Source organism: Nonomuraea sp. SBT364, from assembly GCF_001083785.1.
In the GTDB taxonomy this organism is placed as follows: domain Bacteria; phylum Actinomycetota; class Actinomycetes; order Streptosporangiales; family Streptosporangiaceae; genus Nonomuraea.
On the sequence record NZ_LAVL01000066.1, the window covers coordinates 1 to 26,431 of the forward strand.

A 26,431-nucleotide genomic window follows, 5' to 3' on the forward strand; every position below is an offset into this window, starting at 1 on the left:
CCGCGGCCACCACGATGCTGCTGACGCTGGCCCAGAACGAGCGACTACCCCAGAACCGCGTCGAACTCGCCACCGAACTCGTCATCCGCGACAGCACCGCGCCTCCCTCGCTTCCCTCCGCCTGAACGGCGTCCCCGCACGACGGAACGGGCGGGGGTTGACGCGCAGGGCGATCAAAATTAGGTTGACCGGGCAAAAGTGATCGATCACTCTCGGTCGTCCGAAGGAGTTGCGCATGTCCGCGTCTTCGTCCCCGGTTCGTGTCGCCGTCGTCGGCGCCGGCGGCATCGCGAAGGCCTGTCACCTTCCCGCCCTGGCCGCGGCGGACGACGCGGTACGGATCGTCGGCGTGTGCGACGTCGACCCCGGCCGCGCGAACGAGCTGGCCGACGCCTACGACGTCCCCGGCCGCCACACCGATCCCGCCGCGATGCTGGCGGCCGACAGCCCTGACCTCGTGATCGTCGCCACGCCACCGGCCGCGCACCGTGAGGCGGTGATCGCCGGCCTGGAGGCGGGCGCGTGGGTGTGGTGCGAGAAGCCGCCCACCCTGTCGCTGGCCGAGTACGACGAGATCGCCGCCCACGAGAAGGACGGCGGCCCGTACGCGAGCTACGTCTTCCAGCACCGCTTCGGCAGCGCGGCGCGGCGGCTGCGGCGGCACATCGCCGAGGGCGAGCTGGGCGCGCCGCTCGTCGCGGTCTGCAACACGCTGTGGTACCGCGGCCACGACTACTTCGAGGTGCCGTGGCGCGGCAGGTGGGAGACCGAGGGCGGAGGTCCGACCATGGGCCACGGCATCCATCAGATGGACCTCATGCTGAGCCTGCTCGGCGACTGGAGCGAGGTGCACGCCGTGGCGGCCACGCTCGGCCGGCGGGTCGAGACCGAGGACGTGTCGTTCGCGATCGTCCGCTTCGCCTCGGGCGCCATCGCCTCGGTGGTCAACAGCGTCCTGTCCCCGCGCGAGACGAGCTACCTGCGCTTCGACTTCACCGACGCCACGGTGGAGGTCGAGCACCTGTACGGCTACGAGAACTCCAACTGGCGCTGGACGCCCGCGCCGCACGTCACCGACGCCGGCAGGATCGCCGGTTGGGCGCCTGCCGAGAACACGCCGAGCTCGCACCGCGCACAGCTCGCCGCGCTGCTGGCCGCCATGCGGGCCGGCGAGCGGCCCGCCGCCGGCGGCGCCGACGGCAGGCGTGTCATGGAGCTGATCACGGCCATGTACCAGTCGGCCATCACGGGGTGTCCCGTCTCCAGGGCCGAGCTCGGCCCCGCCAACCCCTTCTACCACTCGCTCGACGGCGGCGACACCCCGGCCGCCGTCGCCCGTCTCCAGCGGAAAGACGTTCACCATGCCTGACGCCAAGCTCGCCGTCCGCGAGGACGGCACGTCCCTGATCATCACCGCCGGCGACGTGGAGATCGCCCGGTACGTCCACCGCCCTGACGCGCCCCGCGCCGAGTCGCCCAAGCCCTACATCCACCCCATCCGCAGCCTGTCCGGCGCGCCCATGTCCGTCTACCGGCCGTGGGACCACCGCTGGCACAAGGGCCTGCAGATGACCTGGGCGCACCTGTCGGGGCAGAACTTCTGGGGCGGCCCGACGTTCTCGGCGGAGCGGGGCTACCACTGGGAGGACAACCTCGGCCACATCGGCCACATCGGCTTCACCGAGCTCTCCTCCGACGGCAGGCAGGTCGTGGCCGAGGAGAGCCTGCGCTGGGTCTCGGCGCAAGGAGAGCACTGGATCACCGAGCGGCGCCGCCAGGTCTTCCACGGCGTGGACACCGCCCGGGGCCTGTGGGCCCTGGACTTCACCACGAAGCTGCGCAACGTCCGCGGCGACACGCTCGACTTCGGCAGCCCCACCACGCACGGCCGGCCGATGGCCGGGTACGCGGGCTACTTCTGGCGCGGCCCCAGGTCCTGGACCGGCGGCACCATCATCGGCGCGGACGGGATGGGCGGCGAGGAGATGATGGGCGCCGAGGCCGCGTGGCTGGCCATGGCCGGGCAGCACGACGAGCTCGACGGCGGCGGCACCGTGCTGGCCATCGCCGGGCACTCCAGCGCGTCGGTGCCGATCAAGTGGTTCGTCCGCAATGAGGCGTTCGCCGTGATCAGCCCCTCCCCGTCCTTCGACGAGGAGATCGCGCTGGCCCCCGGCGACACCCTCGAACTCGCGCACCGCTACGTCTTCATCGACCACGTGTGCGACCGGGCCGAGCTGGAGGAACTCGGGGCGGAGTTCGCCCTGTGACCCGCTGCTCCCTCAGGCGGGCGGCGGGCCGACCGTCTCGCGGACGATGACGCGGTTGATCGACCGGCCGGAGGGCGGCGGCGTGGCCTCACCGCGCACCACCGCGATGAGCCTGGCCATCGCCTCCCGCCCCTGCGCCTCGCGGTCCACCGCCACGGTGGACAGCGCGGGCGTGGCGAAACGTCCCAGTTCCTCGTCGTCCCAGCCGAACACGCTGACGTCGCCGGGCACCCGCCAGCCCCGCGACAGCGCCGCGCGCACGGCCCCCATGGCCACGTGGTCGTTCACCGCGACGATGGCGGTCACGCCGCATCCGTCGGGCAGGCCGCGGACGGCGTCGTAGCCGGATCGCGGGCTCCAGTCACCGAGCGCGACACCGTACGAGGTGAGCCCGCGGCGCTCGATCGTCTGCTCGAAGACGAGCTTGCGGTTGCGGGCCGAGGCCCAGCTCAGCGCGCCGGCGATGTGGAAGAAGACCTGGTGGCCGAGCGAGGCCAGACAGTCGATGATCTCCTCGACCGGGGACGCGTCCGCGAGCACGCTCGCCCCGCGCAACTCGTCGTCGTAGTCGCCGGTGACGACGATGGGCACCGGCGAGGCGGCGGGGTCGATCTCCAGAGGGGTCAGCGACAGAACGCCCTCGACCTGCCCCGACCCGGCCAGCTCCAGCACCCGCTCCGCCCTGGCGCGCGGATCGCCCTCGACGCTGAGAACCTCCAGCTGGAAGCCCTCGGCGTGCGCCGCCTCGGCGGCGGCGCGAAGCAGGCGCGCCGGCCACAGGTAGGTGGAGGCGGGCAGGGTGATCGCCAGCCGGTTCGTGTGCCGCGTGCGCATGGAGCGCGCGACGAGGTTGGGCCGGTAGTTGAACTCCTGGACGACCAGGTCGATCTTGGCGCGGGTCGCCGGCCGCAAGGTCTCGTTCGCGCGGAAGTAGCGGGAGACGGTCTGGTGCGAAACGCCCGCGCGCCGGGCCACCTCGTGGATCGTGAGGCGCGGCGTCTCACGCTCGTCCAAGGGCCCTCCCGTCGCTCTGCGCGACACAGCCTACTTCGCGTCCGGCGCTCGCGGCCGTGAGTGAGGCCGCTTGACCCTCACGTGGCGTGAGGCGGCATAGTCCGTGCCGTGGAGGATCACTGGACTGTCGGGCACGTGGCCGAGCTGGCCGGCGTGAGCGTCCGCACGCTGCATCACTATGACGAGATCGGCCTCGTCCGGCCGTCGGCGCGGACCTCGGCCGGATACCGGGCCTATTCGGCGGCCGACGTGCAGCGGCTGCGGGAGGTGCTGGCCTATCGGCGGCTGGGCTTCGGGCTGCGGGAGGTCGCGGAGCTGGTGGGCGACCCGTCCACCGACGCGGTCGCGCACCTGCGCCGGCTGCGCGGCCTGCTGCTGGAACGGCGTGATCGCGCTGACGCCATGGTGGCGGCCATCGACAGGGAACTTGACGCGCGGGCGAACGGAGTGAAGGTGACACCGGAGGAGCAGTTGGAGATGCTCGGCGCACGGCTGTACGACGAGATCGGCGGCGCCTACACCGCGACACGGCGCACCGAGCCGCGGATCGCCGCGCAGATCTGGGAGGCGCTCGGGGACGCGCGGACGGTGCTGAACGTCGGGGCCGGCACCGGCTCCTACGAGCCCGGTGATCGCGACGTGACCGCGGTGGAGCCATCGGCGGTCATGCGGGGGCAGCGGCCCGCCGGCTGCGCGCCGTGCGTGGCCGCTGCCGCGGAGAGCCTCCCGTTCGAGGACCGGTCCTTCGACGTCGCGATGGCCGTCTCCACCGTGCACCACTGGGGGGACCCGATCGCGGGGCTGCGCGAGATGCGGCGCGTGGCGCGCCGCGTGGTGGTGCTCACGTTCGACACCGACGAGCCCGGATGGCAGGACCGGTTCTGGCTCACGCGCGACTACCTGCCCGAGTTCGCCGCCGTCCTCGCGAGATTCCCCTCGCTCGCCGGGATGGCCGACGCGATCGGCGCCCGCGCCGAACCGGTGCCCATCCCGTGGGACTGCTCCGACGGCCTGTTCGAGGCGTACTGGCGCAGACCGGCGGCGTACCTGGAGGACCACGTGCGCCGTGCGATGTCGGTGTGGACGAAGGTCGGGCCGCAGGCCGAGCGGCGGGCGGTGCGAAGCCTCGCCGACGACCTCGGCTCCGGCCGGTGGGCCGAGCGCAACGGCGACCTCGCCGGCCTCGACGCCGCGGACCTCGGCCTCCGCCTGCTCATAGCCTGAACCTCGGCGGCGCGGCGAGGGGCCGGCCGGAGCCGGACGCCGACGTCCCTTGACAGTGTCCTTCCGGATGAAAGGCTGAGGTTCTTCCAGGTCAAGGAGGACCGCGATGACCACGACGCCCCCGGAAGCCCTCACCCGCGACCCCGCGGCACCGCAGATCGCGCAGTCGCTGGCGGAGATCCACAGCCTGGGCGCGGGCCTCTTCTCCCGGGCGCTGGTGATGGTCGCGGGAGACCTCTCCTTCGACGAGGCGCACAGCTACAGGACGCCGGTCGCGGGAGCGCGTTCCGGGGGTACGACGCGCTATTCCATGACGGACGCCGACGACGCCGGCCGCGGCTACGAGGGGCGCGTCGACAGGGCCCAGGCGCGCATGTCCAAGCAGGACAGCGAGGTCGCCGTCCTGCAAGAGGCCTGGGACTGGATCGAGGCGCTCCATGCCTCGTTCCCCCACGGCGCCGGCATCCGCGTCGTGCTGATCGGCAACATCGGGCCGTGCACCGGGTGCAAGGCCCGGCTGGAGCTGTTCCGGCAGGACCTCATCAGCGTGTTCGGCCCCGGGCAGGTGATCGTGGAAAGCGTCTACGACACCAGCGAGATGTTCATCACGAAGAACTACTCGCAGAAGTACGAGGACTACGAGACGGGGACCACGAACACGGTCTCGACGACCTACGGATACGAGGGCGCGACGGTGGAGGCCGTCCTGCCGCCGGGGGCTCACCAGAGCGTGTCGTACTGGCTGTACCGGGTGATGTGACCCGGCCGCCGCGGGTCCGCCCGTGGGAAGGGACGGCATGGATGCGGCACTGGAGTGTGGCCGAGCAGCACTTCGCGCCCAAGGAGCCGCACGCCGGAGCGGGTGAGGACCGGCTGGTGGTCCTGCACGACGACCGCGGTGTGCTGCGGTGCGCGGCGGTCGTCGACGGGGCCACGGACAAGAGCGGCCGCGACTACGGCGGGCTGAGCGGCGGAGCCCGTGCCGCCGAGCAGGTGGCCGGCACCCTGGCCCGGTTGCCCGCCGCCGCCGGCCCGCACCGGGCGGTACGGGAGATCACCGCGGATCTGGCCCGATTACGCGCCCGGTGGGGTATCGCCGCCGGCGACCTGGTCGCGCCCGGTGCGGTGGCCGCGGTCGTGCTGCCCGAGCTGGGCCTGCTGTGGCGGGTGGGCGACGTCCATGTCGCGCTCGCCCGCGGCCCGGCAGGGGCCGGGCTCGGCCCGGACGGTGGGCGGGCGCCAGGGCCGGGAACGTCCTGGGAGCACCATGACGGGGACAAGGCGCTGGATCGGGTGCTCGCGGAAGCCCGGGCGATCTACCTGCACAGCCTGCTCGCCGGCGGCGGCGACGCGGACGCGCTGGCGGCCGAGGACCCCGGCCGGGCCCTGATCCTGCCGGCGCTGCGGCGGCAGAGCAGCCTGGCCAACCGGACCGGGCCCTACGGATACGGGCTGCTGGACGGCCGGCGCGTGCCCGGCCGGTTCATCGAGACGTTCCGCCTGGACGGGGTCGACCAGGTGGTGCTGGCCTCGGACGGCTACCTGCGCGCCGAACCCAGCCTCGCGCTGGCCGAGCACCGGCTGGCCGAGTCCCTGGCCGCCGACCCGCTGCGCATTCACCAGCACCCGGCCACCAAGGCGGTCCGGCCGGGCGCGGACAGCTTCGACGATCGCACCTACCTTCGTCTCGTCCGTGACCCTTCACCGACGGCTGCGGGCCGGCACACCTGGCGGCCCCACGTCCGCCGGGCCGGCGCCGCTTTCCGGCTCACCCCGTGAGCTCGCGGGGCAAGCCCGCGACGATCGCCGCCATCGTCGCATGCCGTACATAAGGCGAGGTGCTGCCCCTTAAGGTTTGCGACATGAAGACCATTACCGAGAGTAGTATGATCACTACTCTAAGACACGATCTACCGGCATCGCTGGTGGTGTTCCTCGTCGCGGTGCCCCTGTCCCTGGGCATCGCCATGGCCGCCGGGGCGCCGCTCGCCTCCGGCCTGATCGCCGCCGCGGCGGGCGGGATCGTCGCCGGCTGGCTCGGCGGTTCGGCGGTCCAGGTGAGCGGGCCGACGGCGAGCCTCACCCTGATGATCGCCGGCCTGGTCCACACCTACGGCTGGCGGGCCACCTGCTTCATCACCATTCTGGCGGGCCTCGTACAGCTCGTCCTGGGCGCCTTCAAGGCGGCCCGCGCGGCGCTGGCCGTCTCGCCCGCCGTCGTGCACGGCATGCTGACCGGCGTCGGCATCATCATCGCCCTGGCCCAGCTCCGCGTCGTGCTGGGCGGCGACCCGCAGCACTCGACCTGGGTCAACCTGATCGAGCTCCCCGGCCAGATCATCGACGCCCATGGCCACAAGGTCATGGTGGGGGTGCTCACGATCACCGTACTGCTCCTGTGGGGCAGGGCCCCCAGACACGTCAGGGCGATCCCGGCCCCTCTGGCCGCGCTGGTGGTCGCCGCGTGCACGGCGTGGGCCTTCGGCTGGGACGTCACCCGCATCGACCTGTCCGGCGCGATCACCGCGTGGGCCTCGCCGGAGCTGCCGCAGGGCGACTGGCAGCTCGTCGCGGTCGGGGTGCTCCTGGTGGCCCTCCTGGCCGGGGCCGAATCGCTGCTGTGCTGCGTGGCCACCGACGCCACGCACCCCGGCCCCCGCGCCGATCTCGACAGGGAACTGTCCGGCCAGGGGGCGGCCAACATCGTCAGCGGCCTGCTGGGCGGGCTCCCGGTGGCCGGGGTGATCGTGCGGAGCACGACCAACGTACGCGCCGGCGCGCGCAGCCGCTGGTCCGCCATCCTGCACGGCGTCTGGGTCCTGCTGTTCGCGCTCTGCCTGGGCTGGACCATCAAGCTGATCCCCATGGAAGCCCTCGCGGCGCTGCTGGTCTTCATCGGCATCCGGACGATCAGCCTGGGCCATGTCAGGAAGGTGCACGGGCACAACGAGGTGCCGGTCTACCTGGTGACCATGGTCGGCGTCATCGCCGTGGGACTGGCGGAGGGCGTCCTGGCCGGGCTCGCCCTGGCCGCGCTGCTGGCACTGCGCCGGCTGACCCGGGTGACGGTCGACAAGCGGCCCGCCCCCGACGGCCGCCTGCACGCGACGATCTCCGGCTCGCTCACCTTCCTCGGCGTGCCCCGGCTGACGCAGGAGCTCCGCACCATCCCGGCCGGCGCCGACGTCGAGCTGGACCTGAACATCGACTTCATGGACTACGCCGCCTTCGAGGCGCTGCACTCCTGGCGGCTGGATCACGAACGGCTCGGCGGCACGCTCACCATCGACGAACTCCACGACGAGTGGTACACCATGGCGGCCAGCGGCGCCCGGATGTTCCCGGCCAAGAGCCCGCCCAAGGCCGCGCACCACTGGCGGCTCCCCTGGACCCACCACCGCCGTCTCGCCACCGGCACGACAGCCGGCCAGTGCCAGCTCACCCGCGGAGCCGATGAGTTCCACCAGCATCTCGCACCGCTCATGCGGCCCGTCTTCACCGAACTGGCCCGTGCGCAGCAGCCCTCGCACCTGTTCATCACCTGCGCCGACTCCAGGGTCGTGCCCAGCCTCATCACCTCCAGCGGGCCGGGCGACCTGTTCACGGTCCGCAACGTCGGCAACCTGGTGCCCCGCGCGAACTCCGGCACCGCCGACAACTCGGTGGCCGCCGCCATCGAGTACGCCACCCGCATCCTGGACGTGCGGACCATCACCGTCTGCGGGCACTCCGGCTGCGGCGCGATGGCCGCGCTGCTGAGCGGCCCCCAGGCCATGTCTGGCCTGCCCGAGCTCGACCGCTGGCTCCGGCACGGCGACTCCAGTCTCGCCAGGCTCGGCGGCCATGACCACGACCTTCACTCCGGTGACGCGCTCGACGAGCTCTGCCGGCTGAACATCCAGCAGCAGCTGGAGAACCTGCGGACCTACAGCAGGATCGACGAGCGGGTCAGAGCCGGGCAGCTGAAGCTGGTGGGACTCTACTTCGACATCGCCTCGGCACGGGTGCACGTGGTGCCGTCACCGGCATCCTCCGCTCCGGAGCCCAGCCAGGCGTGATCACCGCCCTTCCCCGCCCGGACACGCCGGCCGGGCGGGGAAGGCGGCTTCGCGGCTGCCGCCGGCTCAGTTACCCGCCTGGTCGGCGGGCTCGGGCACGGCCGGCTCGGCGGCCCGGCGGGTGTCGCGCCTGGACCTGACCAGGCTGGCCACCGTCGTGACGGCGAGCACCGTGACGATGACGCCCAGCGAGACCCAGTTGTTGATCTCGGGGACCCAGGTGACGTGCTCGCCGCCGTTGATGAACGGCAGCTCGTTCTCGTGCAGGGCGTGCAGGACGAGTTTCACGCCGATGAAGCCGAGGATGACCGCCAGGCCGTAGGTGAGGTAGACGAGTTTCTCCACCAGCCCGCCGAGCAGGAAGTACAGCTGTCTCAGCCCCATCAGCGCGAACGCGTTGGCCGCGAAGACCAGGTAGGCGTCCTGGGTGATGCCGAAGATCGCCGGGATCGAGTCGACCGCGAAGACCAGATCCGCGCCGCCGATGGCGATGATGACGATGAACATCGGGGTCAGCAGGCGGCGGCCGTCCTGCCTGACGGTCAGCCGTGAGCCGTGGTAGTCGTCGGTGACCGGGAACAGCCTGCGCACCAGCCGTACGACGCCGCCGTTGGGGTCGTAGTCCTCGTCGTCCTTGCTGGTGAAGGCGAACTTCCACGCGGTGTAGATGAGGATGCCGCCGAAGAGCCAGAACACCCAGCTGAAGCGCTGTACGGCCTGCGCGCCGACGCCGATGAAGATCCCGCGCATGACCAGCGCCATCACGATCCCGATGAGCAGCACGCGGTGCTGGTGGATCGCGGGCACGGCGAAGTTCGCCATGATCAGCATGAAGATGAACAGGTTGTCGACGCTCAGCGTGTACTCGGTGATGTAGCCGGTGATGTAGGAGGCCGCGTGGTCGTCACCGCCGAAGATCCACACGCCTGCGCCGAAAGCGACGGCACAGCCGATGTAGAAGGTGATCCACCTGGCCGACTCGGCGATCGTGACCTTGTGGGGTCTCCTGTTGACGATGATCAGGTCGAGCAGGATGAGACCGAGGAGGGCGGCGATGGTGGCCGCCCACAGCCAGGCGGGCACGGGCATGGGTGGGGGCATGAGAGCTCCTCCGACTTGGCGTTGGCACGTCCGTCGGAGGTCTTCTCCGCCCGCGGCGTCGCGGACCGACCATGCCGGGCCCCGAGGCGGGTCCGTGGTGACGACATGGCCGCGAAGGAGTACTCCCCTCCACTTCGCTGCGATCATACATACTGAATGCAGTAGACGACATACCCAAATGCCCGGCGGCGCACGAGCACTCTCCGCCGAAACCGATCCTGCCAGCCCGGAAGGCGCCGTGCGCTGTCGCGCTCAGCTCACCGCCCGCTTCACCAGGGCGCTGATCCGGGCCTCCACCTCGGGCGTCACCTCGGTCAGGGCGAAGGCGGCGGCCCACATGGCGCCGTCGTCCAGGTGCGCCCGGTCGCTGAACCCGAGCGTCGCGTAGCGCGTCCTGAACTTCGCCGCGCACTGGAAGTGGCAGACGATCTTGTCGTCCAGGGCGTAGGCGGGCATCCCGTACCAGAGCCTGGGCGTGAGGGCCGGGACGTCGGCGGTGATGACGGCATGGACACGCTCGGCCATGACGCGGTCCGAATCCCCCATTTCGGCGATCTTCGCGAGCACGTCACGCAGGTCCTGCGCGGCCTTGTCCGCGCGGGAGGCGCGGCGCGCCGCCTTCTTCTGATCCTGGGCGTGGTCCTTCATCGCGGCCCGCTCCTCGGCCGTGAATCCCTGGTAGCTGCTGCTCATGACGGATCTCCTCCTTGAGGGGGCACAGAACGGCACGGGCCGTGCCGGAATCTGGTCGTGGTCAGTCTGGAGGGGTCCCGCATCCTTGTCAATACGGCACGTGCCGTACCGTTACGGCGCCGGTATGCGCCGGAAGCTCCTTACATGTCCGGATCTGACAGAGACTCGTCATTGCCGCCACCGGGAGCGATGGGAACAATGGGCTGTATGTCCGATCTGCACCGAGTGGTCATCGCCGTGTTCCCCGACGCGGACCTGCTGGACGTCACCGGCCCCGCCGAGGTCTTCGCCCTGGCCAACCGCCAGGCGGGCCGGGCGGCGTACCGGGTCCGGCTGGCGGGCCCGCACGGCGGCGCGGTGACGACTTCGGCCGGGGTGCGGCTGGCCACCGACCTCTCGTTCGCCGAAGTCGGCGGGGACGTGGACACGCTGGTGGTGCCCGGCGCGGTCGATCTGTCCGAACAGGGGCCGATCCCCCGGATCGACCCCGAGGTGGTGGCGTGGGTACGGGCCACCGCCCCGCTGGCCCGCCGGGTGGCGTCGGTGTGCGTGGGCGCGCACATCCTGGCGGCGGCGGGCCTGCTGGACGGGCTGACCGCCACCACGCACTGGTCCACGGCCGCACGGCTGGCGGCCGATCACCCGGCGGTGACGGTGGACCCCGATCCGATCTTCGTCCGGTCCAGCGACTCGGTGTGGACGGGTGCGGGCATCAGCGCGTGCATGGACCTGGCGCTGGCGCTGGTGGCCGAGGACCACGGTGAACGCCTGGCGCTGGACGTCGCCCGGCAACTGGTGGTGTACCGCAAGCGGCAGGGCGGGCAGAGCCAGTTCAGCGTGCCGATGCGGCAGGCAGCCACCACGCGGCGGGACATCGACGAGCTGCGGTTGTGGATCGCCGAGAACCTCACCGAGGATCTGTCGGCGAGCGCGCTGGCCGACAGGATGCGGCTGAGCGAACGGCACTTCGCCCGGGTGTTCCGGCAGGAGACCGGCGGCACCGCGGCGGCCTACGTCGAGGCGGCCCGGGTGGAGGAGGCACGCCGCCTGCTGGAGACCACCGACCGGTCCCTCGACCTGGTCGCGGCGGCCTGCGGGCTCGGCACCGCGCAGACCCTGCACCGCGCCCTGCGCCGGCAGCTCGGCACCACACCGGCGGCCTATCGCCGGCGCTTCCGCGCCGCCGCCTGACACACCGCCCCGAGGACCCCGTACGGGCAGGCCGGGTTCCGCCCTGCCAAAATTCCATGGAAAGGAAATCGACAATGCATGCTTCCGCGACCCTGCGTGAGGTGATCGGCCTGGACGGCCAGCCGCCACGGCTCGCCGAGTCCACGCTGATCATGATCGACTACCAGAACACCTACCGATCCGGGATCATGGCGCTGCCCGATGCCGATCGGGCCCTGGCGGCCGGGGCCCGGCTCCTGACGCGGGCCCGCGCCGCCGGCACCCCGGTGATCCACGTCGTCAACGACGGCGGCGAGGGCACCCCGTACGACATCCGGGCCCGGATCGGAGAGATCTGTGACGAGGTGGCCCCGGCCGAGGGCGAGGAGGTCGTGGTGAAGACCTTCTCCGACGCCTTCCACCGGACCCGGCTGGAGGAGCTGCTGCGCCGGGCGCAGGCGGGACCGGATCTGATCCTGGCCGGGTTCATGACCCACATGTGCGTCGCCTTCACCGCCCAGGGCGCGTTCAACCTGGGCTACCGGCCCACCGTCGTCGCCGACACCACCGCCACGCGGCCGCTGCCGGCCCCCGCGGCGGGCGCCGTGCCCGCCGTGGCGCTCCAGGCCGCCGCTCTGGCCACCATCGCCGACCTGTTCGGCGTCGTGGTCGCCACCGCCGGCGACCTCCCGGCCTGACCCCGGCCTCGCCGGTGCCCTGGAAGGGGGGCACCGGCAGGCCCGGTTGTCAGCGGCTCACCGGGGTCTCGCGTTCGACGCGCGACAGCTTCTCGGGGTTGCGTACGTGGTAGGCGCCGGTGACGTAGCCGTTCTCCACGCGCACCGCCACCACGCCGTCGACCTCGCCGTTGATCCGGACGAGCAGCCCCGGCCCGCCGTTGATCTGCACCAGCTCGGCGGACCTCTCCCCGTCGCGCTTCCACCAGCCGAAGGTCAGCAGGCGGGCGACGTTGTCAGCCCCCGCGATGGGCCGCAACAGGGCGTGCTTGACACCGCCGCCGTCACTCAGGGCGACGACGTCCGGCGCGAGAATGTCGAGCAGGCTCTGCAGCTCACCGGTTTCGACCGCCCGCTGGAAGGCCCGGAGGGCGGCCCGGTGCTCGGCCGGGGAACCGCTGCCGCGCGGCCGGCGCGCGGCTACGTGCGCCCTGGCCCGGTAGGCGAGCTGGCGGACCGCGGCCGGGCTCTTGTCGACGGCCTCGGCGATCTCCTCGTAGTCCAGGTCGAACACCTCGCGCAGCACGAACACCGCCCGCTCGATCGGCTGGAGCGTCTCCAGCACCAGCAGCATGGCCATCGACACGCTGTCGGCCAGCTCCACGTCCTCGGCCACGTCGGGTGAGGTCAGCAACGGCTCGGGCAGCCACGGCCCGACGTAGGACTCCTTGCGCCGCCCGAGCGTACGCAGCCGGTCGAGCGCCTGCCGGGTGACGATCCGTACCAGGTAGGCGCGCTCCTCGCGCACCGCGCCGAGGTCGACGCCCACCCAGCGCAGCCAGGTCTCCTGAAGGACGTCCTCGGCGTCGGCGGCCGAGCCGAGCATCTCGTAGGCGACGGTGAACAGCAGGTTGCGATGGGCGACGAACACCTCGGTGGCGGAGTCCGCCCGGTCGGCCCGCTCCTGCCCCGGGCTGTCCGCCCGCCCGCCGTGCTCACTCATGCCTGGCCCCTGCCTGTCCGCACTCAGCTCTACCACACGCACAAGACGCCGCTCCCCGCCACTCCGTAACACCCGCGTCCGGTGGTCCACGTCACACCGCCGGCGCTGTTACGGGAAGCGGGCAGCCGACGTCTCGTGGTCGTCGAGGCGCCGCGCGGACGATCCGCGCGGTACGCGACACCCACGATCGATCCGTGCGAAGGGAACCTTCCCCATGTCCACACCCGTGCCGGCCGGCCAGCGCTCACGCATGCCCAACCCCCTCCCGTTCGTGCCCGAGATGGCGGTGGTCGCCGAGGGCCTGCACAAGGTCATCAAGAACGGCTCCATCCCGCAGGTCACCGTCCACCTGCTGCAACTGCGCGCCGGGCAGCTGCTCGGCAGCACGTACTTCACCATCAGGGAGACCGGCAACCTCCGCCGGGCAGGGGAATCGGAGGAGCGCGTCACCGCCGTGGCGACCTGGCGGGACGCCACCTGCTTCACCGACGCCGAACGCGTCGCGCTGGAGCTGGTGGAGGCCGTGCTGACGCCGAACCCGTCCGGAGAGCGGGTGCCCGACGAGCTGTACGCCAGGGCGTCCGCGCTCTACGACGACAAGGCGCTCTGGACGCTCATCATGGCGATCGCGCACATCGGCTTCTTCACCCCGGCCGCCCTCATCGCCAAGCCGATCCCCGGCATGCCCCCCGGCCAGAACTACAGCGAGCGGGAAGGCGCATGAGCACCATGAAGCTCGCGGTGGCGGGAGCGACCGGCCGGCTGGGACGCCACGTCGTCGACGTCCTCACCGAACGGGGGCACCAGGTCGTGCCGATGTCCCGGGCCACCGGCGTGGACATCGTCACCGGCGCGGGCCTGGCCGAGGCGCTGGCCGGCGCGGACGTCATCATCGACGTCGCCTCGTGGCACGCCTCCGAGCAGGAGGCGGCGACGGACTTCTTCCGTACGTCGGCCCGCAACCTGCACGAGTACGGCCGGCGGGCGGGGGTCGCCCGGATCGCCGTGGCGTCCATCATCGGCGTCGGCAACGCCACCGCCGGTTTCCTCGCCGCCAAGAAGACGCACGAGGAACTCCTGCTGTCCGGCCCGCTCCCCGTGCGCATCCTGCGGGCCGCGCAGTTCCACGAGTTCGTCGGGCAGCTGCTGGACTGGCAGCAGGGCGACGTCGCCTACATCCCGGCCCTGCCCAGCCAGCTCGTCGCCTGCCGCACCGTGGCCGGGGAACTGGCCGACCTGGCCCTCGACCCCGGCGAGCCCGCTGCCGGAGCGCCGATCCCCGAGATCGCCGGTCCCCGGAAGGAGACCCTGGCGGAGGCGGCCGCGCTCCTCGGCGCCCGCCGCGGCGTCAAGGTCGTCGGCGTCGACGGCTCGGGCATGCCCGATGCCGAGATCGCCGCCGAGGGCGGGTTCCTGCCCGGCCCGCACGCCAAGCTCGCCGGGCCGACCTTCCGGGAGTGGCTCGACACCCAGCCCTGAGCCGGCCGCGTTCCCGGGGTTCCGCTGGGCTCCGGGAACGGGATTCCCCCATCCGGGGGCTCACCCGAGGACACATCACCGCATCCAGGAAAGGGGCTCCCCATGCCCGTCACCACGATCGACCCGGCGACCGCGCTCGTCCTCATCGACCTGCAGAACGCCGTCGCCGGCCGCCCCGCTACCCCCATCTCCGGCGCCGAGGTGGTGGCCCGCGCGGTCGAACTGGCCGGTGCCTTTCGCGCCCACGGCGCCCCGGTCGTCCTGGTCCGGGTCACGGCCCGCGCGGACGGGTCGGACGCCGCTCCGGGACGCACCGCGACGCCGCGCCCGCCCGGCCCCCTGCCCGACGGCTGGGACGTCATCGTCGCCGACCTGGCCGGCCACCCCGGCGACATCACCGTGACCAAGCGCAGCTGGAGCGCCTTCTACGGCACCGATCTCGACCTGCAGCTGCGCCGCCGCGGTGTCACGCAGGTCGTGCTGGCCGGGATCGCCACCAGCATCGGCGTGGAGTCCACCGCCCGCGCCGCCCATGACCACGGCTACCACGTCACGCTGGTGACCGACGCCATGGCCGATCTGAACGCCGGCGCGCACCGCAACAGCATCGAACGGATCTTCCCGCTGCTCGGCGAGAGCGCCACCACCGCCGAGATCATCGACCTGCTGGCCAAGACCCGCGCCTGACGATCACCGGATGAAGGGACAGATGATGAGGCAACAGCCGGAACTGCCGCTGCACATGCGGCGGAACGGGTTCGACCCGGTCGAGGAGCTGGCCCGGGCCCGCGACGGCGAGGGGGTGGTCCGGGTCGAGACGCCGTTCGGCCCGCCCGCGTACCTGGTCGGCCGGCACGAGGACGTCCGCCGGGTCCTGTCGGATCCGGCCCGGTTCAGCAGCGCCCTGACGCCGTTCCCGGGAGCCGGGCAGATGAGCGGCGACGAGCCGGCCAAGGCGCGGGCCGGGCAACTGATCGGGTTCGACCCGCCCGAGCACACGCGGCTGCGCCGGATGCTCACCCCGGAGTTCACGGTGCGGCGGATGCGCAGACTCGAACCTCGGATCACCGAGATCGTCCAGGACGCCCTGGACGACCTGGAGCGGGCCGGCAAGCCGGCCGATCTGGTGGCGCACTTCGCGCTGCCGGTGCCGTCGCTGGTGATCTGCGAGCTGCTGGGCGTGCCGCGGGCCGACCGCGCCGCCTTCCACGAGCGGGCCGTGCGCCTGCTGGACACCTCCTTGCCGATGGAGCAGCGCGTCGCGGCGCAGCGCGAGGACCGCGCCTACATGGCCGGCCTGGTGGACCGCGCCCAGGCCGATCCGGGCGAGGACATGCTGGGCATGCTGGTGCGTGAGCACGGCGACGATCTCAGCACCGACGAGCTCGTCGGCGTCGCGGGACTGCTGCTGCTCGCCGGGCACGAGACCACCTCGAACATGCTCGCCCTCGGCACCCTGGCCCTGCTGCGGCATCCCGGCCAGCTCGCCCTGATCCGCGAGGACCCGGCCCTGGTCGAGCCCGCCGTCGAGGAGATGCTGCGCTGGCTGTCCATCGTGCACTCGCTGCCGCCGCGCACGACCACGGCGGAGGTGGAGATCGCCGGGCATGTCATCCCGGCGGGCTCACTCGTGGTCTGCTCGCTCCCCGCCGCCAACCGCGACCCCGCCTTCGTCGACGATCCCGGCATCCTGGACATCACCCGGGGAGCCGCCGGCCACGTCGCCTTCGGCCACGGGGTGCACCACTGCCTCGGGGCGCCGCTGGCGCGGATGGAGATGCGCGTCGCCTTCCCGGCGCTGCTGCGCCGCTTCCCCGCGCTGGCCGTGGCCGATCCGCGCGAGCAGGCGGACTTCCGGGCCTCCAGCCTGGTGTACGGCTTGCGCACGCTACGGGTGACCTGGTGAGCGGCCGGTCGCGGGAGGCGGCCTCCCGCGGGACGATCGGCCTGCTGAAGGCGACGACGCTGCTCCTGGCCGCCACCCTGCTGACGCAGGCGATCACCGCCGGCCAGCTCCTGTCGGACGAGGCCGGCCGCCAGTTGCATCATGCCGCGGGCGGCGCCGTCTCCATCGCGCTGGTCCTCCAGATCGCCGCGGCGTTCCTGGTGTGGCGGGTGGGCCACGGATCGGCACGGTACCTGGTCGTCAGCGCGTCGATGCTCCTGCTGACCGGCGTGCAGTTCGTGGCGGGCGACGGCGGCGCAGTCGCCGTCCACGTGCCTCTCGGCGTGGCGCTGTTCGGCGCGGGGACCTTCCTGGTGGCCCAGGTGTGGCCGGCGGGCCCGGCGCCCCGGGCGGTCAGCGGGACAGCGGAAGCGGACCGGCTTCCGGGGTGAAGAACCGGCGCTCGACGTGCTCCACCGCGTAGTCGATCGCGCCCACCACCACGCACTCGTCGCCCAGCGTGGACGCGCGGATCTCCGGAAGCCGGATGCAGCGGCGCTCCAGCCGGTCACGCAGCGGGGGCAGCAGGACGTCGGCGGAGCGGGAGAAGCCGCCGCCGAGGACGACGAGCTGGGGATCGAGCAGGAGCACCATGGCGGCGGTCCCCACGGCGAGGTCGTCGAGGTAGCGGCCGACGGCCTCCAGGGCGACGGGGTCGCCGGAGCGGGCGGCGGCGAGGGTGTGGCCGGCGGCGTCCTCGGGCGAGGTGCCGGGCGGGACGGCGGCGCTGGTGTTGAGGTGTTCGGGGGCGTCGAACCAGCGGGCCTCCGGCAGCATGGCCATCTCGCCGGCGGCGGCGCCGAAGCCGCGGTGCACCTTGCCGCTGATCACCAGGGCGGCGCCCGTACGGCGGCCGACGTGCAGGAAGACGACATCGCGGGCGTCGCGGGCGACGCCGCGCCGGACCTCGGCCAAGGCGGCGAGCCGGCTGTCGTTCTCGACGAGGACCTCGCACGGGAACATCTCCCGCAGCCGGCCGGCCAGGTCGAGCCCGGTCCAGGCGTGGACGGCGACGGAGAAGGAGATGCGGCCGTCCGGGCCGATCACGCCGGTGCTGCCGGCGGCGAGGGTCCACAGGTCGTCGGTGGTCTTGCGGCTGAGCGCCAGGCAGCCGGACACGGCGCGCTCTATGGCGGCCAGCCGCTCCTCCAGCGGGGCGTCGGGCTCGACCGGCTGCCGGGTCTCGGCCAGCACGTGGCCGTCGAGGTCGGACAGGGCGGCGCGGACGTTGTGCCCGCCTATGTCGACGCCGACCAGGTGGCCGCTGTCGGCGCGGAAGCGGTAGCGGCGGGCGGGCCTGCCCATGGTGCCGGCGCTGGGTGGCACCTCCTCCACCCAGCCGAGCGAGGTGAGCTCGTCGACGACCTCCTTCATCGAGGAGCGCGACAGCCCGGCCCGTTCCGCGAGCGCCGACAGGGTGAGCGGGCCGGCTTCGCGCAGGGCCCGGATCGCGGTCAGCGAGTTGAGCTGCCTGAGCCGGGACAGATCGCCGCCGCGTAGGTCCACCGAACCCGACTCCTAATGTAGGTCTCCTCTGAAACAACCAGTATGCCAGCGATCAGCAGTCCCACCGTTGCCTCGATGCCCCCCAGAATTTCCGCAAATCCATCATCGACCCCGCGAAGCGGCCACTGCCACTAATGAGGGACTCCTTCGTAAGTGAGAGGAGGATTTCGAGTGTCGTTCGCAGACATCGGCGAGGCCAGGCGTGCGCCCGGTGCGGCGCGGGTGTTCGAGCACGGCCGGCAGTCGTGGAGCCCCACCGGCGTCTACCGGCTGGATGACGCCGGTGCCCGCTGGATCGTTCCAGGGCGAGGGCCTGCTGGCCGTCGACCCCGGCCACCGAGGCCGACGTGCTGGAGAACCTGGAGCCGGCAGACCCGCCCCGGCGTCCCGGGAGGGGCGGCTGAGGGGTTGACGCGCTCCGCTCGGCGCGTATCTTTCGCTTAGGAAAGTTTCCTAAGAGTCCCCTGAGGCGTGAATCCGTCACCAGTAGTGGGAGAGGGTATGAGTAGAACCCTGCGCGTCCTCGCCGCGACCGCGCTCGCGGCGGGAGCCGTCACCGTCGCATCCAGCGCACTGAGCACGGCGTCGGCGGCGGCCGGCGACTGCGAATACGGCATCGGCCAGAACTCGTTCTCCGCCCGGTGCGCGACGGGCGGCCCCGCCTACGAGTTCCGCGCGTGGGTCCAGTGCGTCAACGGCCGCAGGGACGGCGGCTGGACGACGACCAACAGCGGCCAGTGGAGCGTGGCGAGCTGCGGACCCTGGTGGATCGACCGCCTGAGCTACGGCGTGGACGTACGCCCGCTCCCCTGACGCGCGCGCCCGCACCCCGGGACGTCACACGACGGCGACGGCGTCGATCTCCGTGAGGAACCCGGGGCCCAGGCCGGCCACGACGTGGACCGTGATGGCCGGCGGCGGGTCCTCCTGGTTCCACACCTCACGGAAGGCGGCCACGCCCTCGTCGAAACTGTGGCCGTCCACCACGGCGATGCGCCAGTGCACGATGTTCGCCAGGCTCGCGCCTTCGCTCTCCAGGATGGCCGAGAGGTTGCGGAAGGCCTGCCTGGCCTGCTCCCCGATCGTGGGGCCGACGGGCTTGCCGTCGGCCCCGACCCCGTTCTGGCCGCCGATGTAGATGGTCTTGGCCGGTTGTTCGACCACGACGGCCTGGCTGAAGGCGGGGCTGCGGTGAAGCCCTTCGGGGTTGATGTGCCGTACACCCATTGCTGCCTCCTCGATGGTGAAACCAGTTTGACTGGTTTCGGCGGTGACACCAGTTATAGTGGTTTCATGAGAGTGAACGCAACCGGACGGGTGCTGCGCGACCCCAAGGGCGGCTCGTTCCGGTTCGACGCCGGCGCCGTCTGCCTGGACTTCGCCCACACCGGCGGCGAGGGCCGGTACGCGGTCTTCGAGACCCTCCACGAGCCCGCCGACCTCGCCGCATGGCTGGCCGAGCCGCCCCTGGGCGCGGTCATGACCACACCGGTGACCACCCCCGAGCTGGCGGGGGCCAAGGCGCTGCGCCAGGCGATCTGGGACGCCGCGCACGCCCGGGCGGCCCAGCGGGCCCTCCCCGCCGGATCGGTCGCCGCCATCAACCGGGCCGCGGCCGCGCCGCCGCTGATCCCCGAACTCGCCGCCGACGGCACGGGCGCGCGATGGGCGGCGCCGGTCCGCGCGGCGCAGGCGCTGTCGTCACTGGCGCGCGAGATGATCGAGCTGCTGTCCGGGCCGCTGGCCGGGCGCTTCCGCGAGTGCGCGAGCGACGACTGCCCGCTGGTGTTCGTCGACACCTCCCGCCCGGGCGCCCGCCGCTGGTGCGCCATGGAACGCTGCGGCAACCGCCACAAACTCCGGGCCCTGCGCGCCCGGCAGGCCATGGACCCATGATCACGCCGGTGGGGCGGTGCGCAGGAGGAGGACGGCGGTGTCGTCCAGGCGCTCCTCGGTGGCGGGCCCGATGAGCGAGTCCGCCAGGCCGCCCAGGCGCCGGTGGGGCGCCGGGGTGAACCGGGCGGCCAGACCGGCGATGGCCTCGCCCAGGTCCAGACCGGGCTCCTCGATGAGGCCGTCGGTGTAGAGGGTCAGTACGGAGCCGGGCGGCAGGTCCAGGTCGACGGTGGTGTACTCGGCGCCGGGATCGATGCCGAGCAGCAGGCCGGGCGGGAGGCCGACCACCCGGGTAGGGGCGCCCGGGCAGCTGATCAGGGGCGGCGGGTGCCCGGCGCAGGCCAGGCACGCGGTGCGCCTGTCGAGGTCGAGCGTGAGATACAGGCAGCTCGTGAAGCGGTCGGGAGCGAGTTCGGCCATCAGGCGGTTGGTGTGCGCGAGCACCTCGCCACAGGTGGCCCCGGTGGTGCTGTGGGTGCGGATGGCGGTGCGCACCTGGCCCATGAGGGCGGCGGCGGTCATGTCGTGACCTTGCACGTCGCCGATGACGGCCGCCGCCTCGGTGTCGCTGAGACGGATCAGGTCGTAGAAGTCGCCGCCGATGTCCATGCCGGGCGTGGCGGGCACGTATCGGGCGGTCACCTCCAGGCCGGGGATCTCGGGCAGGGTGTGCGGCAGTAGGCTCGCCTGCATGGACTGGGCGAGCTGGTGCTTGTTGTCGTAGAGCCAGGCCCGCTCGAACGCCTGCGCTATCAGCCCGCCGAGCGCGGTGAACGCCGCCCGCTCATCGCCGCTGAACCGGTGCGTGCGATCGAAGGCCAGCACGCAGGTGCCGATGGGGCGTCCCGAGGTGACCAGCGACAGCACCGCCCAGGCCTCCATGGTGGCGGCGTCGGGCAGGTCCGGGTAGGCGCGGTAGAGCTCGTCCCGGGTGGCGTAGAACGACGGCTTGGCCGGGTCGTGGTCGGCGGTCGGGCTGACCTGGCGCAGCGCCGGGCGGCCGTCGAACTCCTCGATCAGCTCCCGGCTGTACCCGCGTGCGGCGACCACGCGCATGCGGCCGCTCTCCCAGGTGAGGATGGCCAGCGCCTGGGCGCCGTAGACCGGCACGACGTGGTCGGCCACGAGGTCGATCACGTCCTGCGCGCTCATCGCCCGCGCCAGGCTGACGGCCAGGTGCAGCATCTCGTGAAGCCCGGCAGTGCGCAGCGGCCGGTCCCCGTCGCCGACCGGCGCCCGCGGGGTGGCCTCGGCCGGTGTGATGCGCAGGGTCATCCCGGGCACGCTCGGATACCACTGCAGCGACAGGTGGCTGCCGTCGGGGCGGCGGGCGGTGAACCGCGTGGCCTGATGGCTGATGACCGCGGAACGGTACTGATCTTCATGGACCGGGTCGTCCAGCCAGGGCACGGCCGCGGCGAGCCGCCGCCCCACCAGCTCCGACGGCGACACGTCGAGCAGCCGCGCGCCCTGCGCGGTGACGAAGGCCACGCGCGCCTCGGCGTCCAGATGGCAGTAGCCCTCCGGCAGGGAGTCGAGGGATCTCAGCGCGGCCGGCCCGGCGCGCGGATCGCGATGGTGGGCTCCGACCGGGTCCAGGATGCGCGGCTGGTCCCCCGCGGTGATCGGGCGCCCCCGCTCGCTCGCCCGGCGCAGCAGGTCACCCATGATGCCGCAGCTGTCCTCGATGACCTTGCGCTGGCGTGCGGTGAGGCCGGCCGCGTGACCCGCCGGCCACGCGAGCGTGAGCCCGCCCCAGACGGCGCCCCCGGAGCTGAGCGGAGCGGTCGCCAGGGCGAAAGGGTAGGGCAGCGTCAGCGACACCCCCGGGCACTCCCGGGCCAGGGACTCCCGGTCGCCGAACCACATCAGCCGCCGCTCCCGCACCGACATCGAGATCGGCACGGGGTCGTCGGTCCTGATCCTGGCCCACACGCGGGCGATGGCGACCGGGAGGCCCATGGTCGACACCATCCGCAGCGCCCGGCGGCTCTCGTCGAGCACGTACACGATGCCGATGTGGGCCCCCGCGTCGAAGACGGCTTCGATCAGCGCCTCGTCCAGGCGTGACGACACGTTCGCCGCACCCGGGGCCGAGCCGCCGCCATCTCGCCGCGTCACGGCCCGCCGGACTCCCGAACCGGGAGCTGAACAGGCGAACTCCACCACATATCGCCAGATTAGGGGGATGCGGGCATTGAGCTTCTTAACGCCAGGTTCGGATTCACCCACGAACCGGACGGCGCGGAACCTTCGTGAGCCCCTCCACGGCCAGCTGGTCCCTCCCTCGGCTCGCTAGCATGGGACGGTGCGAACGTTCAGGCACGGTGCGGCCGTTTGGGGTGTCGCGTGCCCGCGGCGGCCCAGCCGGGTGGCCGGTGTCATGATGGCCGGGTTCCGGGTCCATGACCTGAACGCGCTCCGCATGGTCCCGCACCCGGCCGTGACGCTGCTCCTCGACTTCGGCGCCGGTTCGCCCGTCGTGGACGAGGGCGCCGGGCGGCAGCAGCGGGGAAGTGTCGTCGCCGGGCCCGGGATCGGCTCCCGCGGCGCGGTCTGGGCGCGAGGCGAGAACGTCGAGTGCTTGCAGGTGCGCCTGTCCCCGGTGATCGCCCGCGGCGTCCTGGACGTCTCCCCCGCCGACCTCGACGGCGCCGTCGTGTCCCTGGGCGACCTGTGGGGCCGGGAGGCGTCCCGGATCCGCGAGCGGCTGAGCGACGTCTCGTCGTGGCAGGACCGCTTCGCGCTGACCGACGCGCTGCTCGCCCGCCGGCATGAGGTGGCGCCGCCGGTGGACCCGGAGGTGGCCTGGGCCTGGCGCCGGATCGCCGGCAGCCGTGGCCTGGCCCGGGTCGACGAACTCGCGGCCGAGATCGGATGGAGCCGCAAACGGCTGTGGACCCGGTTCCGCTCGCAGCTCGGCCTGCCCCCCAAGCGCGCCTCGATGCTGGTCCGCTTCGACCATGCCGCCCACCGCCTGGTCGCGGGTGAGAGCGCGGCCCGGGTCGCGGCCGACGCCGGCTACACCGACCAGTCCCACCTGCACCGCGACGTCATGGCGTGCACCGGGGCGACCCCCGCGACCGTGGCCCGCGAGCCGTTTCTCGCCGTCGATGACATCGCCTGGCCTTGTTCGCCGGCCTCGACGCAGAACTCGTCGCCCTCGGGGCCGGCCGTCACGACCCAGCCGCCGGGGGTGGCGTCCCGGCGGTCGTCCACGGCGCGGGCGCCCAGCGCTTCGAGCCGGGCGATCTCCGCATCCTGAGATCCGTCCTGAGGCACGGGATCGAGGACCTGCTCATGTGCGGCCTCCCGCGCCGAGCGCAACCCTCGGCCGAGCCTCGCACGGGGCGCCGGGACGGAGCAACCGGCTGGAACCCCTTCTCGGCGTTCCCGGCACGTCTCAAGACCTGCCGGGCCGGGAGAAGTCGCGGCTGGTGGGGACCAGGGCCGCCGCGGCGGGCGCGAGGAAGCACACCAGCGCGCAGCCGGCCAGGACCGGCCGCCAGCCGAAGGCGTCGATGGCGGGGGCGAGGAAGGCGAGGCCGACGGGGGCCAGGCCGTAGGAGACGAGGAAGTCGAGGGAGGACACCCGGGCGAGCAGCCGCGGCTCCACCTCGCGCTGGGTGGCGGTGAACCAGGGCACGTTGAACACCTCGATGCCCAGCCCGGCCAGCGCGTACGCCCCGAACACCGCCACCGGGTGCACCGGCAGCAGCAGGCTGAGCGGCGCGAACCCGTACAACGCCAGGCCCGCCAGCGCGACCCGGCCCTGGGCGCGCGGCCGCCACCGGGCCACGAGCAGCGCCCCGGCGAGCGCGCCGAGGGTGTAGGCGGTGAGCGCCGCCGCGAGCACCGCCTCCGTGCCGTAGCGGTCACGGCTGACCAGCGGGAGCGCCACGCCGGTGGCGGAGTAGCCGGTGAAGATGACGGCGGCCAGAGCGCCCAGGCCGGCCAGGAACCAGGGGTGCCGCCGCGCCTCGCGCACGCCTTCGCCGAACTCGCGGAAGAACCGCGTGCCCTCCCCCGCGCCCGCCGCCGCGGGCGGGCCCGGGGGCGGCAGCAGCGCGGCGGCCAGCCACAACAGCCCGGTGCCGACCAGCAGCGACCGGGTGTCTAGGACGACCGCCAGCAACGCCGTGCCCGCCGGCGCGGCCAGCGTGGTGACGCGCACGGCCAGCGTCATGGCGGCGTTGGCCTGCCGGCGGCGGCCGGCGTCGACCACTTCGGCGGTGAGCGCCTGGAACGCGGGCCGGCACGCCCCCTGCCCGGCGCCGACCACCGCCGCCGCCACGGCCATGAGCGGCACCGACCGGCCGAGCCCGAGCGCGAGGAACGGGGTGGCGAGCGCGGCGGCCAGCCCGGCCCACAGCACGACGGCCCGGCGCGAGTAGCGGTCGGCCAGGACCCCGCTGATCGGCACCGCGAGCAGGAAGCCCACGGTGCGGGTGGCCAGCACGATCCCGAGACCGGCCGCGGTGAGCCCGCGGTCCAGCACGGCGAGCCCCAGCACGAAGGGCAGCGCCCAGGTCGCCAGTCCCGAGGCCGTGGTGCCGCACCAGAGCTGGACGAAGCGCCTCTCGCGCAGGATGGACCGCGCGCCCCGTGCCGCCGCCGGCCCGGTCACTTCCGGAGTTCGCGCAGGTAGGCGGCGAACCCCTCCAGGCCGTCGATGTTGCGCGGCCCGCTGATGCCCTCGTTGTAGTCGAGGATGTGGAAGCGGTCGTTGACCACGGCGGGCAGCTTGCTGGTGGCGGGGAACTCCTTGAGGAACTTGATCTTCTCGGCGGCGGGTTTGTCCCCGTAGTCGAGGATGACGATGACCTCCGGCTTGGCCTGGACCACGGCCTCCCAGGTGACCTCGCTCCAGCGGGCGTCCAGGTCACCGAAGATGTTCCTGCCGCCGGCGAAGCGGATGATGTCGGTGGGCGGCACCTGGCCGCCGGCGGTGAACGGCTTGTCGGTGCCCGAGTCGTACAGGAAGACGGAGAGCGGGTCGCCCTTGGGCGCCCGGGCCCGGACCGCCTCGACGCGCTCACGATACGCGGCGACCAGGGCCCGGGCCCTGTCCTCCACGCCGAAGATCTTGCCGAGGCGTTCGAGGTCGGTGTAGAGCGCCTCGAACGGCGTGACCCGCTCGGGATGGCCGGGGTAGCTGAAGCACGACTCGGTGTGCATGAAGCTCTGGATCTTCAGCCCGTCGAGGATCTCGGGGGTGATGCCGCGCTGGTCGCTGAAGCCGGAACGCCACCCGGCGACCACGAAGTCGGCCTTGGCGTCCACGACGAGCTCGCGGTTGAGCAGGTCGTCGCCGAGGAACTCGACCTTGGCGTACTCGGCCGCCCACGGCGACTCCTCGACGGGCGGGTTGGCCGGCGGCATCACGTAGCCGTGCACGTGCCCGGTGAGCCCGAGGGCGAACATCTTGTCCGCGCTGCCGCCCTCGTAGACGACCGCGCGCCGCGGAGTGGTGTACTCGACGTCCTGCCCGCATCTCTTGACCGTCACCTTGCGGGCGGCGGCGCCGCCCTCCTGCACCTGCGCGCCGCATCCGGTGAGCAGGAGCGCGCCCGCCGCGAGCGCGGCGAGGGTACGTGATCTCACGCGTGGTTTCCTTCCATGGTCGTGGCTGAACCCAGGTCGTAGAGCACCTGGGGGACTCCGGTCAGCGGATGCGGGACGACGCTCACCTCGACGCCGAACGCCTCGCGGAGCAGTTCCGCGGTGAGGACGTCGGCGGGCGGGCCGTACGCCACGAGGGCGCCGCGGGACAGCACCGCGAGCCGGTCGCACGCGGAGGCGGCGAGGTTGAGGTCGTGCAGGGTGACCAGCACGCTCAGCCCGGCGTCCTTGAGCATCGACAGCAGCCGGATCTGGTGGTGCAGGTCGAGGTGGTTGGTCGGCTCGTCCAGCACCAGCACCCGCGGCTCCTGCACGAGCGCGCGGGCCACCAGGACCCGCTGGCGTTCGCCGCCGGACAGCGACAGCACGCCGCGATCGGCCAGGTGGAGCACCTCCATTTGCGCCATGGCCCGGCGGCACAGCTCGCGCTCGCGGGCGCTGAGCGCCTGGTTGCCGCGCAGGTGGGGGGCGCGGCCGAGGGCGACGATCTCCTCGACGGTGAAGTCGAGGTCCGCCCGTCCCTCCTGCGTGAGGGCGGCGATCCTGCGGGCGCTGTCGCGCAGGGGCATCCGCGACAGGTCCTGCCCGTCGATCCGGACGGCGCCGCCCGTCGGGCGCAACGCCCGGTACACGCACCGCAGGGCCGTCGTCTTGCCCGAGCCGTTGGGCCCGATCAGGCCCACCACCTGCCGCGCCTCCACGGCGAGCGCCAGGTTCTCGACGATGGCGGTCCCGTCCATGGTCACCGAGAGGTCGTCCAGGATGAGGCTCAT

Annotated in this window: 26 protein-coding genes and 1 pseudogene; 16 read left to right on the top strand and 11 right to left on the bottom strand. The window is 72.6% G+C overall.

Annotated elements, in window-relative coordinates; all coding sequences use genetic code 11:
- The first annotated feature begins 235 nt into the window (after window positions 1–235).
- Complete coding sequence (locus ADY59_RS26100) at window positions 236–1,369, top strand: Gfo/Idh/MocA family protein (RefSeq protein ID WP_049566878.1); 1,134 nt, start codon at window positions 236–238, stop codon at window positions 1,367–1,369.
- Window positions 1,362–2,270, top strand: coding sequence for a PmoA family protein (locus ADY59_RS26105; protein WP_049566881.1), 909 nt, complete (start codon window positions 1,362–1,364; stop codon window positions 2,268–2,270). The genes ADY59_RS26100 and ADY59_RS26105 overlap by 8 nt, the downstream gene beginning before the upstream one ends.
- A gap of 12 nt (window positions 2,271–2,282) precedes the next feature.
- Here ADY59_RS26105 and ADY59_RS26110 read toward each other — a convergent pair whose 3' ends face one another.
- Window positions 2,283–3,284: a LacI family DNA-binding transcriptional regulator gene (locus ADY59_RS26110; protein WP_049566883.1), complete on the bottom strand. Its 1,002-nt coding sequence runs from the start codon at window positions 3,282–3,284 to the stop codon at window positions 2,283–2,285.
- Window positions 3,285–3,392: 108 nt separating this feature from the next.
- Here ADY59_RS26110 and ADY59_RS52750 point away from each other — a divergent pair, with 108 nt between their 5' ends.
- From ADY59_RS52750 to ADY59_RS26130, 4 genes are all read left to right on the top strand, one after another.
- Window positions 3,393–4,508, top strand: a complete 1,116-nt coding sequence (locus ADY59_RS52750; RefSeq protein ID WP_049566886.1) for a MerR family transcriptional regulator — start codon at window positions 3,393–3,395, stop codon at window positions 4,506–4,508.
- Window positions 4,509–4,614: 106 nt separating this feature from the next.
- Window positions 4,615–5,268, top strand: a complete 654-nt coding sequence (locus ADY59_RS26120) for a hypothetical protein (protein ID WP_049566889.1) — start codon at window positions 4,615–4,617, stop codon at window positions 5,266–5,268.
- Window positions 5,269–5,309: 41 nt separating this feature from the next.
- On the top strand, window positions 5,310–6,287 hold the full coding sequence (locus ADY59_RS47670) for a hypothetical protein (protein ID WP_156325743.1): 978 nt from the start codon (window positions 5,310–5,312) through the stop codon (window positions 6,285–6,287).
- An 83-nt stretch (window positions 6,288–6,370) separates the two neighbouring features.
- Window positions 6,371–8,566, top strand: a complete 2,196-nt coding sequence (locus ADY59_RS26130; protein WP_049566891.1) for a bifunctional SulP family inorganic anion transporter/carbonic anhydrase — start codon at window positions 6,371–6,373, stop codon at window positions 8,564–8,566.
- Window positions 8,567–8,632: 66 nt separating this feature from the next.
- Here the strand turns inward: ADY59_RS26130 and ADY59_RS26135 are convergent, their stop codons facing one another.
- Both ADY59_RS26135 and ADY59_RS26140 read right to left on the bottom strand, forming a co-directional pair.
- Entirely contained in the window at window positions 8,633–9,667 is a 1,035-nt protein-coding gene (locus ADY59_RS26135; RefSeq protein ID WP_231618888.1) for a TerC family protein, read from the bottom strand.
- A gap of 252 nt (window positions 9,668–9,919) precedes the next feature.
- On the bottom strand, window positions 9,920–10,360 hold the full coding sequence (locus ADY59_RS26140) for an iron chaperone (protein ID WP_049566897.1): 441 nt from the start codon (window positions 10,358–10,360) through the stop codon (window positions 9,920–9,922).
- 207 nt (window positions 10,361–10,567) lie between these two features.
- Between ADY59_RS26140 and ADY59_RS26145 the strand changes: the two genes are divergently transcribed.
- Both ADY59_RS26145 and ADY59_RS26150 read left to right on the top strand, forming a co-directional pair.
- A complete protein-coding gene (locus tag ADY59_RS26145; RefSeq protein ID WP_049566899.1) occupies window positions 10,568–11,551 on the top strand; it encodes a GlxA family transcriptional regulator in 984 nt (327 codons plus the stop codon).
- 74 nt (window positions 11,552–11,625) lie between these two features.
- The gene (locus ADY59_RS26150; protein WP_049566902.1) at window positions 11,626–12,228 is read left to right on the top strand and encodes an isochorismatase family protein; all 603 of its coding nucleotides are present in this window, start codon (window positions 11,626–11,628) and stop codon (window positions 12,226–12,228) included.
- A gap of 49 nt (window positions 12,229–12,277) precedes the next feature.
- On the opposite strand, the gene ADY59_RS26155 is transcribed toward ADY59_RS26150, so the two are convergent.
- The gene (locus ADY59_RS26155; RefSeq protein ID WP_049566903.1) at window positions 12,278–13,210 is read right to left on the bottom strand and encodes an RNA polymerase sigma-70 factor; all 933 of its coding nucleotides are present in this window, start codon (window positions 13,208–13,210) and stop codon (window positions 12,278–12,280) included.
- Window positions 13,211–13,424: 214 nt separating this feature from the next.
- Here ADY59_RS26155 and ADY59_RS26160 point away from each other — a divergent pair, with 214 nt between their 5' ends.
- The 5 genes from ADY59_RS26160 to ADY59_RS50325 all read left to right on the top strand — a co-directional run bounded on the left by ADY59_RS26160 (window position 13,425) and on the right by ADY59_RS50325 (window position 17,026).
- Window positions 13,425–13,934 (top strand): carboxymuconolactone decarboxylase family protein, encoded by a 510-nt coding sequence (locus tag ADY59_RS26160; protein WP_049566906.1) that lies wholly within the window; start codon window positions 13,425–13,427, stop codon window positions 13,932–13,934.
- The gene (locus tag ADY59_RS26165; RefSeq protein WP_049566908.1) at window positions 13,931–14,689 is read left to right on the top strand and encodes an SDR family oxidoreductase; all 759 of its coding nucleotides are present in this window, start codon (window positions 13,931–13,933) and stop codon (window positions 14,687–14,689) included. The genes ADY59_RS26160 and ADY59_RS26165 overlap by 4 nt, the downstream gene beginning before the upstream one ends.
- A 102-nt stretch (window positions 14,690–14,791) precedes the next feature.
- On the top strand, window positions 14,792–15,376 hold the full coding sequence (locus tag ADY59_RS26170; RefSeq protein ID WP_049566910.1) for an isochorismatase family protein: 585 nt from the start codon (window positions 14,792–14,794) through the stop codon (window positions 15,374–15,376).
- 22 nt (window positions 15,377–15,398) lie between these two features.
- Entirely contained in the window at window positions 15,399–16,595 is a 1,197-nt protein-coding gene (locus ADY59_RS26175; RefSeq protein WP_331459520.1) for a cytochrome P450, read from the top strand.
- Window positions 16,592–17,026: a hypothetical protein gene (locus tag ADY59_RS50325; protein ID WP_049566913.1), complete on the top strand. Its 435-nt coding sequence runs from the start codon at window positions 16,592–16,594 to the stop codon at window positions 17,024–17,026. The genes ADY59_RS26175 and ADY59_RS50325 overlap by 4 nt, the downstream gene beginning before the upstream one ends.
- Here the strand turns inward: ADY59_RS50325 and ADY59_RS26185 are convergent.
- The gene (locus ADY59_RS26185; protein ID WP_049566915.1) at window positions 16,989–18,140 is read right to left on the bottom strand and encodes an ROK family transcriptional regulator; all 1,152 of its coding nucleotides are present in this window, start codon (window positions 18,138–18,140) and stop codon (window positions 16,989–16,991) included. The genes ADY59_RS50325 and ADY59_RS26185 overlap by 38 nt on opposite strands.
- 501 nt (window positions 18,141–18,641) lie before the next feature.
- Here ADY59_RS26185 and ADY59_RS26190 point away from each other — a divergent pair.
- Window positions 18,642–18,953 (top strand): hypothetical protein, encoded by a 312-nt coding sequence (locus tag ADY59_RS26190; RefSeq protein WP_049566918.1) that lies wholly within the window; start codon window positions 18,642–18,644, stop codon window positions 18,951–18,953.
- A 24-nt stretch (window positions 18,954–18,977) separates the two neighbouring features.
- On the opposite strand, the gene ADY59_RS26195 is transcribed toward ADY59_RS26190, so the two are convergent.
- The gene (locus ADY59_RS26195; RefSeq protein WP_049566921.1) at window positions 18,978–19,367 is read right to left on the bottom strand and encodes a RidA family protein; all 390 of its coding nucleotides are present in this window, start codon (window positions 19,365–19,367) and stop codon (window positions 18,978–18,980) included.
- Window positions 19,368–19,433: 66 nt separating this feature from the next.
- Here ADY59_RS26195 and ADY59_RS26200 point away from each other — a divergent pair, with 66 nt between their 5' ends.
- Complete coding sequence (locus ADY59_RS26200) at window positions 19,434–20,036, top strand: CGNR zinc finger domain-containing protein (protein WP_049566922.1); 603 nt, start codon at window positions 19,434–19,436, stop codon at window positions 20,034–20,036.
- Here the strand turns inward: ADY59_RS26200 and ADY59_RS26205 are convergent, their stop codons facing one another.
- Window positions 20,037–22,157 (bottom strand): SpoIIE family protein phosphatase, encoded by a 2,121-nt coding sequence (locus tag ADY59_RS26205; RefSeq protein ID WP_231618889.1) that lies wholly within the window; start codon window positions 22,155–22,157, stop codon window positions 20,037–20,039.
- Window positions 22,158–22,461: 304 nt separating this feature from the next.
- On the opposite strand from ADY59_RS26205, the pseudogene ADY59_RS26210 reads away from it, so the two are divergent.
- Window positions 22,462–23,118, top strand: a pseudogene (locus ADY59_RS26210) (helix-turn-helix domain-containing protein); the annotation flags it as partial.
- Here ADY59_RS26210 and ADY59_RS52755 read toward each other — a convergent pair.
- The 4 genes from ADY59_RS52755 to ADY59_RS26225 all read right to left on the bottom strand — a co-directional run bounded on the left by ADY59_RS52755 (window position 23,058) and on the right by ADY59_RS26225 (window position 26,431).
- Window positions 23,058–23,318, bottom strand: coding sequence for a VOC family protein (locus ADY59_RS52755; RefSeq protein WP_331459521.1), 261 nt, complete (start codon window positions 23,316–23,318; stop codon window positions 23,058–23,060). The pseudogene ADY59_RS26210 and the gene ADY59_RS52755 sit on opposite strands and share 61 nt — an antisense overlap.
- 121 nt (window positions 23,319–23,439) lie before the next feature.
- Window positions 23,440–24,663 (bottom strand): MFS transporter, encoded by a 1,224-nt coding sequence (locus tag ADY59_RS26215; protein WP_049566928.1) that lies wholly within the window; start codon window positions 24,661–24,663, stop codon window positions 23,440–23,442.
- Complete coding sequence (locus ADY59_RS26220; protein ID WP_049566929.1) at window positions 24,660–25,640, bottom strand: ABC transporter substrate-binding protein; 981 nt, start codon at window positions 25,638–25,640, stop codon at window positions 24,660–24,662. Before ADY59_RS26220 ends, ADY59_RS26215 begins: the two co-directional genes overlap by 4 nt.
- Complete coding sequence (locus ADY59_RS26225) at window positions 25,637–26,431, bottom strand: ABC transporter ATP-binding protein (RefSeq protein WP_049566932.1); 795 nt, start codon at window positions 26,429–26,431, stop codon at window positions 25,637–25,639. The genes ADY59_RS26220 and ADY59_RS26225 overlap by 4 nt, the downstream gene beginning before the upstream one ends.

Coding starts and splice junctions, on each gene's coding strand:
- ADY59_RS26195 (WP_049566921.1), bottom strand. CDS start 19,367: ATGGGTGTACGGCACATCAACCCCGAAGGGCTTCACCGCAGCCCCGCC.
- ADY59_RS26140 (WP_049566897.1), bottom strand. CDS start 10,360: ATGAGCAGCAGCTACCAGGGATTCACGGCCGAGGAGCGGGCCGCGATG.
- ADY59_RS26165 (WP_049566908.1), top strand. CDS start 13,931: ATGAGCACCATGAAGCTCGCGGTGGCGGGAGCGACCGGCCGGCTGGGA.
- ADY59_RS26145 (WP_049566899.1), top strand. CDS start 10,568: ATGTCCGATCTGCACCGAGTGGTCATCGCCGTGTTCCCCGACGCGGAC.
- ADY59_RS26155 (WP_049566903.1), bottom strand. CDS start 13,210: ATGAGTGAGCACGGCGGGCGGGCGGACAGCCCGGGGCAGGAGCGGGCC.
- ADY59_RS47670 (WP_156325743.1), top strand. CDS start 5,310: ATGCGGCACTGGAGTGTGGCCGAGCAGCACTTCGCGCCCAAGGAGCCG.
- ADY59_RS26225 (WP_049566932.1), bottom strand. CDS start 26,431: ATGAGCCTCATCCTGGACGACCTCTCGGTGACCATGGACGGGACCGCC.
- ADY59_RS26105 (WP_049566881.1), top strand. CDS start 1,362: ATGCCTGACGCCAAGCTCGCCGTCCGCGAGGACGGCACGTCCCTGATC.
- ADY59_RS26100 (WP_049566878.1), top strand. CDS start 236: ATGTCCGCGTCTTCGTCCCCGGTTCGTGTCGCCGTCGTCGGCGCCGGC.
- ADY59_RS26200 (WP_049566922.1), top strand. CDS start 19,434: ATGAGAGTGAACGCAACCGGACGGGTGCTGCGCGACCCCAAGGGCGGC.
- ADY59_RS26120 (WP_049566889.1), top strand. CDS start 4,615: ATGACCACGACGCCCCCGGAAGCCCTCACCCGCGACCCCGCGGCACCG.
- ADY59_RS26150 (WP_049566902.1), top strand. CDS start 11,626: ATGCATGCTTCCGCGACCCTGCGTGAGGTGATCGGCCTGGACGGCCAG.
- ADY59_RS26135 (WP_231618888.1), bottom strand. CDS start 9,667: ATGCCCCCACCCATGCCCGTGCCCGCCTGGCTGTGGGCGGCCACCATC.
- ADY59_RS26175 (WP_331459520.1), top strand. CDS start 15,399: ATGATGAGGCAACAGCCGGAACTGCCGCTGCACATGCGGCGGAACGGG.
- ADY59_RS26170 (WP_049566910.1), top strand. CDS start 14,792: ATGCCCGTCACCACGATCGACCCGGCGACCGCGCTCGTCCTCATCGAC.
- ADY59_RS26130 (WP_049566891.1), top strand. CDS start 6,371: ATGAAGACCATTACCGAGAGTAGTATGATCACTACTCTAAGACACGAT.
- ADY59_RS26190 (WP_049566918.1), top strand. CDS start 18,642: ATGAGTAGAACCCTGCGCGTCCTCGCCGCGACCGCGCTCGCGGCGGGA.
- ADY59_RS26160 (WP_049566906.1), top strand. CDS start 13,425: ATGTCCACACCCGTGCCGGCCGGCCAGCGCTCACGCATGCCCAACCCC.